Raw genomic sequence first — 10,390 nt, forward strand, 5'->3', positions numbered from 1 at the left:
GCCGGCATCCCGGAAGGGAAACTCCGCCCGCTCCGGCAAGCCATCACAATCACCGATAATCCTTAGCGTATATCTGTGCCCGTTTTATGTACGTCCCCCAAGTCTGGCTCACGCTGGCCCTCCGGTCTCAAGTCACCGTGAACATGATACCGCATGCGGCCAGAAAGCGGCAGCACGCAAAACCGGCAGGCAGGATTGCAGCCGCGCCAACTCAGATCGGGCAGGCCCCGCTGGCGCATTGCAGATGCGCCCAGTCCACGACCTCACGCGCGTCCTCGTCATGGATTCCCGCCGCCAGGGCCGCGAATTTCCCGGCTGGCACCTCTTCTTCAGGCAGGTATTCGTACCCCAGGTCGGAATCCGGCCTGCTGGGCAGCACGGCGCAGCAGCGCACATGGGGCTGGTTGGCGGCCACGATGGCGCGGAAACCCGCAAGGTCCTGCCGGTCGGTATAGATCTTGAGCGTGTAGGACACCTGATTGCCCTGCTCCGCCCCGATCCAGTATTTCTCCAGCAGTTCCAGCCAGCGGTACTGCTGGGCGGGCGTGGCTTCGGGCGCGGTCACCACGCGCGCGCCCATGCCCAGCCGCTGGATGAGCGGCACGGTGGGAAAGCCCACGATGCTCATGCCCGGAAAGCTGCGCAGCGCGCGCACCGGGTAGCCCCGGCGCGCATAATCCGCCAGCAGCGGGTCGGACCCCGTCTCCCACATGCCATCGGCGCGCTGCACGCCCTTGAACTGCACCCAGCGCAGGTACTGCCGCCGCGCGGGCAGGTGCGCGCCCTCCGTCAGGCCGAACAGCTTGGACGTGGTGCCGGCAGGCTTGACGGTGGTGATGGTGACGGGGCGCGCGGTACCGGTCTCGGCCGCATAGGCATTGGCTTCGGCCTTGGCAATGGTGGAAAGTTCCCGCACCGCATGCCAGAAGGGGGCGGCGCGGTCTTCATCCAGCAGGTCATGGAAATCAAGGCCAAAGCGCATCCATGCCCATTCATGCAGGCCGGTCGGCCCGATGCCGATGCGGTTGGTGCGGCGCACTTCCTCGCCATACAGCGCGTCCATGCGGTTGGCGCGCAGCAGGAAGCGCACGCCCAGCCGCACGGAATCCCGCACGCGGGCATCCCATGTCTGCGCCGTATCAGTGGGCACATGGCCCGGCGTTACCGCCCCCAGCGGCACGGGGCAGGCCAGCAGCGGGGCAAAATCGCCAATCACGCAGTAGCCGCCCGTCACATGCAGCGTAATCTCGCCACACGGGTTGGTGGTGACCGGAAAATGCGCGGTGGTGGCGCGGCGGGCCAGATCGGCCAGCAGGGTGGCGCCTTCGGTTGCCTGGTAGCGGTGCGAGCGGAAATCACGCCCGTCCGCATGCACGGGCTTGCGCCGGGCGCTGCCGGTGCGGCTGTCCTCCAGCCGGTCACCGTTGATGAAGCCGGGCTCGCCATTGATCCACGCGCAGCGCGTGGCCTCGGCAAACACGGCGCGGGCGTGGGCGGCCAGCGGGCCGGTATGGGCGGGGTCGTTCACGCCGCGCCAGAATTCGGCATCGACCATGACCGAGTGGTTGGCGGTCCACAGCCCGCCCTCCTCCTTGGCGCGGATGAAGCGCAGCACATCCGCATCACGCCAGGACTTGGTGGCCATGCGCGCGGCACGGCGGGCGCCGCCCACCTGCACCTCGACCGAGAGGTAATGGTCCACCCGCAGCGCCTGCTCCCATAGCGGCATGCCGCCCGCGCGCGCGGCTTCAATCACATGCCGGCGCACGTTCAGCAGCCCGCGCAGCAGCGAGACGGGGCCGGAAGCGGGCCGCCCCTGCATGCCCGCGATCGGGCTGCCCGCACGGCGGATGGCGCTGAAATCCAGCACCAGCGTGCGCTCGCGCGCGCCGCGGAAGGCCATGGCCTCGATCATCTCGACCGCCTTGCCCCAGCCCTCCCGGCTGTCATCAATAAGGTGGCGCAGGGCATTGCCCTCTGGCGGGCGGGCCAGCACGTTTTCAGCCACAAAGGCGCGGACCTGGTCCTCCATCCCCGCATCGAAGGCATCCGGCGCCGTGCCCCAGGGCAGGATCTGCATCTCAAGGCCAAAGCGCAGCAGGCCCGCGCGGTCGCGCGGATAGTCCGGGTGATCGGGTGACAGGACGAATTTCAGCTCCGGCGCCTGCGCCCAGTCCACGATGCACAGTTCATCATCATAGGCCCGCCCCACACCGGACCCGTTGAGCAGCAGGTAGAATTTGGCGAACGAGCAGATGGCCGTGGCGCAGTTGGTGAACATTTCCATGTTGCGCCCCGGCTGCCCGGCATCACCATGCTGGAGATGGCGGCCCGAGGTAAGCAGCGCGCCGGTGGCAATGGCGTTGCGCAGCTGCGCGCGCTCGGCCGGGTCCACCGTGGCCAGCAGGGCGGTATTGCCCGTTGCGACACGGTCGGCCACATGGCCGAAATCCTCGTGGTCGGCAGGGCGGAACACGGTGCGGCGGCCCACGGCTTCACCCATGCCCCGGTCCAGCGCGCGCGCGGGCAGCGGGGGGGTGCCAAACGCCCCCTCGAACGGGTCGCGCGCGCGCATGCGTGCCGCACCAGCCAGCGAGAAACCTCCGTCCATGCCCAGCTCCCTGATTGCATGCGAAGCCGGGTCCGTGCCAGACGGCCAGTTCGCCCATATTGTAGTAGGTGCATCATGATTGCACCATATATGGTGTGATGCACGCTTTAAATGCGTGACCTGCCCCCTGCCCGCGCGTGAAAAGGCAGGACTTCCGCCGCGCGAATCCCGGTGTATTTTTTTATGTAACGGCCGGGGGCAGAGTCGGGTTACATGCACGAATCACTTTACATGGCGCTGCGGCACCGCCCCCCGGCGGCACCAGAACGGGCCACGCCCCCTGCCCCACCCGAAGGATCCACCATGGCCATACCCGCCCCCTCCCTTCACCCGCTGATGCGCCAGCCGGGGCCGGATGGCACGCGCGTCACGAACGAGGAACTGTTCTTTGACCTGGCCTATGTCTTCCTGGTTACCCAGATCAGCCATGGCCTGCTGCATCACCTGAGCTGGATGGGCGGGGTGCAGACGCTCATCCTGTGGTTTGCCGCGTGGCTGGGGTGGCAGTACACCGGCTGGGTCACCAACTGGTTCGACCCGCGCGTGCCCGCGCTGCGCGGGGTGATGTTCGTGACCATGGCGCTGGCGGTGGTGTGCGGGGCGGCCGCCCCCGAAGCCTTCGGGCCGCGCGGGCTGGCCTTTGCGCTGTGCTACACGGTCATGCAGGTGGGCCGTTCGGCCTTTATCGTGTGCAGCCTGCCCGCCCGCCACCCGCTTGCGCCCAATTACCGGCGCATCCTGGGCTGGGGGGTAATTGCCGCCGTGTTCTGGATCGCGGGCGGGCTGGCGGCCCCCGGGCCGCGGGTGCCGCTATGGGCGGTGGGCGTGGCGTGTGAATATGTCTCGCCCATGTTCGGGTTCTGGCTGCCCGGCCTGGGGCGTTCGCGCACGACGGAATGGACGATCGCGGGCGGACACCTGGTGGAGCGGTGCCAGCTTTTCGTGATCGTGGCGCTGGGTGAGACGATCATGGCATCCGGCCTGTCGCTGGCAAAGAACCCGGACTGGTCGGTATGGGAACTGGGGGGTTTTGGCACCGGCTTCCTGTGCACCATTGCCATGTGGTGGCTGTATTTCGGCACATCCAGCACGGAAGCCGAGCACAGCATCACCTCCTCGGCCGATCCAGGGCGGATGGGGGCGTATTTCCATTACCTGCATGTGGTACTGGTGGCGGGCATCATTGTAACGGCGGTGGGCATGGACATTTTGCTGGAAGAACCGGCCGAACCCGCCACCGGCGCGCCCGCGCTGGTGCTGACGCTGGGGCCGGTGCTCTATCTTGTGGCCAGCACGGTCTATCGCTGGGTGGCCACCTGCCGTATCGCCCGCGCGCAGGTGGCGGGGGCGGGCGTGCTGGTCGTGGCCGGGATTGCGGGCCATGCCCTGCCCATGTGGCAGCTGGCGCTGGTGGATACCGCCATCCTGCTGGCCACCAGCCTTCTTTCCGCCAGCAGGCCGGGGGCGGCCGGGCCATAGGCCCCGCAGGCATGGCGGCGGGCGGGGGATCAGCCGCCGTAGAAAACCTTCTCGCCCAGATCCTTCATGTGCAGCACCGCTTCATCCGGGCGGCCGGTGATTTCGCGGTTCAGGTGCACGTTCGTGACTTCGGCAACGAAGGTATGGTGATCGCCCAGTTCCACGACGTGGCGCACCTTCAGCTCCACCGCCGCCGGCGCCGCGGTCAGGATGGGCGCGCCATTGCCCGCCCGGCGGATGTCCTGCCCGCCCAGCTTCCCGTCCGCATATCCGACGGGCTTGAAGAAGGCGAAGGCCAGGCCGCCCTGACCCTGCCCCAGGATGTTGAGCACCAGGTCCCCGGTCCTGCGGGCCACGTCGTAAATAGCGGAATCCGTCTTGATGCCAAGTGCCAGCAGCGGCGGGGCGAAGCTGGTCTGGGTGACCCAGTTGATGGTGGCCGATGCGATGGCGGTGTCCTGCGTGCCCGCCGTCAGCACATACAGCCCGTAGGGAATCATCCGCAGTGCGGTTTTTCTGGCCTGTTCATCCATGAACTGCTCTCCTTTCCGGTCAGTCGGCCGCCAGCATGGCGGGCGGGGCCGGACCTGTCCAGCAGCCACGCCGCGGGGCACCCCCTCCCCGCATCGTGCCGCACCCGCATGGCGCGGGGCAGGACGCGGGCGTACCCGGCCCCGGCACGGCCCCGTCGTGTTCAAACCATCGTGACCACCCGTGGCGCCATCGCACGCCCGCCCCCGGCCCGCGCCGCCTGCGGCACACGCCTGCCCTGACCGCATCCCAGCCGGCCCGTGGCTGATGTTGACACGATACGGACGGATATAGTCACGATGGGGCCAGCCATCCAACAGGCCGGGCGATGCCGGCCGGGTGCACCGCGTTGCGGTGCGGGGCATTCCCCGTTCAGACATTACAAACCTTCACCCGGCCATAAAGTCACCTGCCGCCCCGCAACCATGCAAGGACATGCTGACATGAGCCCCTACCGCACCATCAATCCGGCCACCGGAAAGACGGAAAAGGTCTTTGACCTTCATGATGACAGGACAATGCTGGCCAAGCTGTCCACCGCCCACCAGCTGTGGGAAAGTGACTGGCGGCACCGCACCATCGCACAGCGCAGGGCGATCATGCTCAGGGCGGCGGACATCCTGCGCCGCGACCGGGAAAAGCATGCCCGCCTGATTTCCATCGAAATGGGCAAGATCCTGCCCGAAGCGCTGGGGGAGATCGATCTTTCGGCCGATATCCTGTCCTATTACGCCCAGAAGGCCGAGACCTTCCTTGCCCCGCGTGAACTGCCGGTATCGCGGGGCCATGCTACCGTGACCAGTGAATCGCTGGGCGTCATCTACTGCGTGGAACCGTGGAACTTCCCCTACTACCAGCTGGCCCGCGTGGCGGCCCCCAACATCATGGCGGGCAATGTGGTGATGGTGAAGCATGCCCCCGGCGTGCCGCAATGCGCCGTGGCGTTTGAAGACCTGTTCCGTGAAGCAGGCGCGCCCGAAGGCACCTATACCAACCTGTTCATTACCAACGACCAGTCGGAAAAACTGATCGGACGGCCCGAAGTGCGCGGCGTGGCCCTGACCGGCAGCGAACGCGCGGGCAGCGCGGTTGCGGCGCAGGCGGGGCGCGCGCTCAAGAAAAGCACGATGGAACTGGGCGGGTCGGATGCCTTCATCGTGCTGGACGATGCCGATCTGGACAAGGTCATTCCGCTGGCCGTGCAGGGCCGCATGTCCAATAACGGGCAGGTCTGCACCGCGGCCAAGCGCATGATCGTGCATACGTCACTGGTTGATGCGTTCACCACGAAGCTGAAAACCGCACTGGACGAATTCCAGTACGGCGACCCGCTGGAACAGGGCGTGACCCATGGCCCGATGAGCAGCGAAGTGGCGATGAAACATGCCGTGTCCCAGGTGGAAAAGGCGGTGGCACACGGGGCGACGCTGGTTACGGGCGGCAGGCGGATCGCGCGTGAGGGCTTCTTCATGAAAGCCGCGATCCTGACGCACGTCACAAAGGACAACCCGATTTTCTACGAGGAAATCTTCGGCCCCGTCGCCATCATCTACCCGGTGGGCAGCGATGATGAGGCCGTGGCCCTGGCCAATGATTCGCCCTACGGCCTTGGCGGTTCCATCCAGACCAGCGATGTGGAACGCGGCCGCCGGGTGGCAGCCCGCATCGACACGGGCATGGTGTTCATCAACAGCACCACCGGCACCGCACCCGACCTGCCCTTTGGCGGGATCAAGAACTCGGGCTACGGGCGTGAGCTTTCGGAATTCGGCATTGAGGAATTCCTCAACCGCAAGCTGGTCCACACGCCCTGATCCGGGCACGGCGTCCTGCCCGCAGGGCGGGGCACCCTTAAAAGACAGGACGTTTCTGGATGCCGCCTTTTTTCAAAAAGGCGGCGTTCTTCTGAGGCTTTTTGAAAAAAGCTTCACCAGGAACTTCCGTTCCTTTTTAAAATATACTTACCCCGGCGCGTAATGCAGCATGAGCATGCCATGCACCTCATCCCAGCTGCCCGAGCGTGAATAGCCCCCCTCCACCCCCAGCCGCAGCGCGGGCGTAAGCTGGTAGACCGCGCGTGCCAGCACATTGCCCGCAAGCCCGCCGGTGGACTGGCCCGCGTAACGCTGCCCCGCCACAGCCCCGCCTTCCCCCAGCGGGAACATGGCCGTCGCGTGCTCGGTATAGTGCTGGTAGCCCGCTTCCCCCCTGAACAACCATGTCCACCGCCCGGCATGCCCGTCATAGGTCAGCGGCACCAGGGCGGCCATGAACGCGTGCGGGGAGAAGTAGCCCCCCTGCCCCCATGTGAAGAAATACGTGTTGCGGCGATACCCGAAATAGACAAGGTCCAGCCCCAGCCGCAGGTGCTGCGCGTCCTGGCGGTGCCACAGCAGGCCGGAGCCCCCCGCGCCGGCCTCGGCTTCATGGTTGGCTACCGTATGCGTGCCCTGCATCACCGCGTAGCCGCCGCCTGCATACAGGTTGTAGCCCGGCTGCGCCCATTCCAGCTGCCCATGGCCCCGGTTGCGCGTCACCCCGCCCCACACCCGCCCCGTGGCGGGGTCGCGCGCACCGGAATAGGCCAGCAGGCTGTCGGTCACCGCACGGCGTTCACCCGTCAGCCGCAGGGTCAGGCTGTGGGTCAGGTGCGGCGCAAGCTCAATCCCGCCCAGCACATTGGTCGTGGTAAAGCCCAGCGGGGTGGACCCGACATCGGCCGCAACCCACCGCCACTGGTAATGCGCCGACAGCGCCACACCGGCCACGGCGGCGGGTACATGAAAGCCCGGACGCACGCCACCCGCCGCAACACTGCCGTACTGCTGCGCGGTGGCACCGGATGCCAGCGGATCGCCCGACATGAGCACGCTGGGCATGACGGAAAGGGCAAGCTGGTGCTGTGTGGAGGAGAAAGGCAGGACCGCAGTCATGGGAATATTGACCACCGTCATGTGGCCCAGCCCCGGCTGGCCCGAACGGTCACGGATTTCCAGGTTGCCATCCGCCTGTGGCGCCAGCGCGCGCTGAAGGTAGTCCGCCTGCCGGTCCAGCGCCTGCACGGGGGTCAGGGACGGGTCATAATGATAGACCTCCGGCATGCCGGCCCCCATGCCGGGCACGAAATTCGTGCCGATGTCCGGCCATTCATCCCCGGCATGCGCGCGGTAAGGGGCGCAGCCCGCATCGATACGGGTGCCGTGGCCGGTGCTGTCGTCCCCGTCATCGCGGGGGGTGCAGTCCAGCGCGCGGGCGCGTTGCACATCCGCCAGCCGACGGCGGTCACGGCCGTCCAGACCCGCGATCTCGGCCTGTATCTCCCATGTATCGCCCCATTGCGGATGCGTGGCCTGCAATGTGCGCGCCATGGCGCGCGCCGCCTGTTCGTGGCCGCTGGCCAGGCTGTCGCGTGCCAGCGCGGCCTGGGCCATCGTGTCATCGGGGCGGATGGCCAGCGCTTTTTGGTCATAGACTACCGCCTGCGCGGGCTGGCGCAGTGCGGCTTCCACCCGCCCGCGCGCCAGGAGCAGGTCGGCATCATCCGGGCCTTGCGCCAGCAGCGGGTCCAGCAGGCGGCGGGCCGCATCGGGGTGGCCGCCAATGTCATCACGGTCCGCCTGCGCAATGGCCAGGCTGCGCGTCATGTCACGCAGGTCACGCGCCTGCGTGGGGGTCAGCCGCCTGCCCCGCGCCACGGCGGGCAGCCCGTCCAGCACCTGCTGCGCCGCCACCGGGTCATCAACCTGCATGAACAGCCCCGCATAGGACAGGCTCTGGTTCACGCTGACATGCCCGGCACTGTCCGCCAGCGCGCGGTGCAGCACCCCGGCTGCGGCAGTGACCGGCGCGTGGCGTGTAAGCAGCGCATTCACCACCAGCCGCGCCTGCGTCCCTTCGGGATCGGGCACGACGGGCATGTGCTCCAGCATCGGGACAGCCTGCGCATCATCTGGCGGCAGGTGGCTGATCTGGTGCCACAGCCGCACCTGCGCCACGCCATCGGCCATCTGCGCGGTAATGTCCGCACGCGGCAGGCGCGCCAGCAGCGCATCGGCGCGCGGCATGTCCTGGTCCTGCAGCGCGAAGGCGAAGCAGACCTGCGTATCCTCGTCCGTTTTGGGTGGCAGGTTGCATAGCGGCGCCATAAGCGCACGCGCGCGCGTGGCCTGCCCCCGTGCCAGCCATAGCTGCGCCAGATGCAGGCGCAGCCAGCCGTTGCGCGGGGCATCACGCAGGGCCTGTTCCAGCAGCAGGGCGCGCCGGGCCGGGTCGGGTTCGTTTTCGGCCATGGCCCCCAGCACACCGGCCTCCAGCCCCGTAACACCGGGATAATGCGCAGCCCGGAGCCGGGCGACCCAGCCTTCGGCCTCGGTAATCCGGCCTTCCTCGATCAAAACGTCGGACAGGGCGGCGGCGGCGGGCAGGTCACCGGGCACAAGCCGCAGCACCGCGCGCCATGCGGCTTCCGCGCGGGGCAGTTCGTGGCGTGCATGCGCGATGATGGCGCGTACCCGGAGGGTATCGGCAATCCTGCCGTGGTCCTTTTCCACGGCGGGCAGCATGGCCTGCGCCTCGTCATACTGGTGGCGGGCCACCAGCGCCCACAGGCGCGCAAGCTGCGGGTCGCCGCCGGGGGCGTCCAGCCCGGCCAGCGCATTGCGGATGCCCGCGTCATCCGGCGCCAGGGCGCGCGCCTGCTCCAGCCAACGCCGCGCCGCCGGTATGTCGCCACGGCGCTGCGCCACCAGGCCCAGCCCCTCCAGCGCCTCGGGGCGGGGGGTATCGGTGCCCATGGAACTGCTGAAGTCGCGTTCCGCCTGTTCCAGTTCCCCATGCGCCAGCGCATGGTAGCCCGCCCCCACCAGCGCCAGACGGGCCGCCTGCGCGCGGGCGGCCTGTTCCGCCTTCAGGCGGCTGGCGATTTCCGTGTCATCGGGATGCAGGGCCAGCCATTCCTGATAATAGGGTTCCGCCTGTGGGTCGGCCCCCATCCATTCCAGCGTCCTGCGCCATGACTGCATCACCTCGCCCCGGATGAAATCCGGCGTGGTGGCGGCGGTGGCAAGCTGGCGCATGTCCTCGATGGCGTCCGGGCGGGTGGCGGGGCGGTAGCTCAGGGCCTGCGCAAGCGCCATGCGTATTTCCAGGTCATGGGGCAGCAGCGCGCCCAGCGCGCGCAGGCGCTGCGTCGCCTCGGTATAGCCCGACAGGGAGCCGGACAGGACCCGGTCATATTCCAGTTCCATGTCCGGCAGGGGGTGCGCGCCCTGAAACACCGCGCGATAGAGCAGCGTCGCCTGCAGCTTTTTGCCCGTATCGGCCGCGGAACGGGCATTTGCCAGCGCAGCAGGGTCGATGGGCGCCTGCCCGATCCAGCCACGCAGGGCCGCGACCTGCGCCTGTGCCCCCGGCTGCGCCTGTAGCGCCTGCAACGTGGCACGCGCGCCCGCCATGTCGTTCTGGTGCACCTGCACGGCACCCAGCATCAGGCGGGCTTCAAGGTTATCCGGCTCGATGCGCAGCGCGCGCTGGAGGGCATGCAGGGCGTGCGTGTCGTCACCATGGTGGATCCAGAACGCCCCCTCCTCGATCTGTCCGTCAAGGATGGTCTCGGCATAGCGCAGCGGTGTCTGTGCCTCGGCCCGTGGCATGTACAGGCACAGCGCCCCGGCAAGGACAACGCCCCCCCACATCCGCGCGCGGACGGGCCGCCCCACGGGCATGAAGGCGCGACAGGGCATGGCAAACCCATCCGGCATGGTCCGTTTC

At 67.9% G+C, this 10,390-nt stretch carries 6 protein-coding genes; 3 read left to right on the top strand and 3 right to left on the bottom strand.

Features of this window, described 5'->3' with window-relative positions; genetic code table 11:
* Positions 1-211: 211 nt before the first annotated feature.
* Positions 212-2,611: a recombinase gene (locus tag CFR78_RS13700; RefSeq protein WP_034929864.1), complete on the bottom strand. Its 2,400-nt coding sequence runs from the start codon at positions 2,609-2,611 to the stop codon at positions 212-214.
* Positions 2,612-2,824: 213 nt separating this feature from the next.
* On the opposite strand from CFR78_RS13700, the gene CFR78_RS13705 reads away from it, so the two are divergent.
* Positions 2,825-4,090, top strand: a complete 1,266-nt coding sequence (locus CFR78_RS13705; protein ID WP_240471368.1) for a low temperature requirement protein A — start codon at positions 2,825-2,827, stop codon at positions 4,088-4,090.
* Between the two features lie 29 nt (positions 4,091-4,119).
* Here the strand turns inward: CFR78_RS13705 and CFR78_RS13710 are convergent, their stop codons facing one another.
* Entirely contained in the window at positions 4,120-4,623 is a 504-nt protein-coding gene (locus tag CFR78_RS13710; protein ID WP_034929867.1) for a flavin reductase family protein, read from the bottom strand.
* A gap of 35 nt (positions 4,624-4,658) precedes the next feature.
* Between CFR78_RS13710 and CFR78_RS16070 the strand changes: the two genes are divergently transcribed.
* Both CFR78_RS16070 and CFR78_RS13715 read left to right on the top strand, forming a co-directional pair.
* Complete coding sequence (locus CFR78_RS16070; RefSeq protein WP_034929869.1) at positions 4,659-4,889, top strand: hypothetical protein; 231 nt, start codon at positions 4,659-4,661, stop codon at positions 4,887-4,889.
* Between the two features lie 175 nt (positions 4,890-5,064).
* A complete protein-coding gene (locus CFR78_RS13715) occupies positions 5,065-6,435 on the top strand; it encodes an NAD-dependent succinate-semialdehyde dehydrogenase (protein ID WP_034929872.1) in 1,371 nt (456 codons plus the stop codon).
* A 147-nt stretch (positions 6,436-6,582) separates the two neighbouring features.
* On the opposite strand, the gene CFR78_RS13720 is transcribed toward CFR78_RS13715, so the two are convergent.
* On the bottom strand, positions 6,583-10,380 hold the full coding sequence (locus tag CFR78_RS13720; RefSeq protein ID WP_110581271.1) for a cellulose synthase subunit BcsC-related outer membrane protein: 3,798 nt from the start codon (positions 10,378-10,380) through the stop codon (positions 6,583-6,585).
* Positions 10,381-10,390: the final 10 nt, after the last annotated feature.

It is taken from the genome of Komagataeibacter rhaeticus, from assembly GCF_003207855.1.
GTDB lineage: Bacteria > Pseudomonadota > Alphaproteobacteria > Acetobacterales > Acetobacteraceae > Komagataeibacter > Komagataeibacter rhaeticus.

Excerpts from the sequence above, each read along its gene's own strand:
- CFR78_RS13700 (WP_034929864.1), bottom strand. The coding sequence starts at position 2,611 with ATGGACGGAGGTTTCTCGCTGGCTGGTGCGGCACGCATGCGCGCGCGC.
- CFR78_RS13705 (WP_240471368.1), top strand. The coding sequence starts at position 2,825 with ATGCACGAATCACTTTACATGGCGCTGCGGCACCGCCCCCCGGCGGCA.
- CFR78_RS13710 (WP_034929867.1), bottom strand. The coding sequence starts at position 4,623 with ATGGATGAACAGGCCAGAAAAACCGCACTGCGGATGATTCCCTACGGG.
- CFR78_RS16070 (WP_034929869.1), top strand. The coding sequence starts at position 4,659 with ATGGCGGGCGGGGCCGGACCTGTCCAGCAGCCACGCCGCGGGGCACCC.
- CFR78_RS13715 (WP_034929872.1), top strand. The coding sequence starts at position 5,065 with ATGAGCCCCTACCGCACCATCAATCCGGCCACCGGAAAGACGGAAAAG.
- CFR78_RS13720 (WP_110581271.1), bottom strand. The coding sequence starts at position 10,380 with ATGCCGGATGGGTTTGCCATGCCCTGTCGCGCCTTCATGCCCGTGGGG.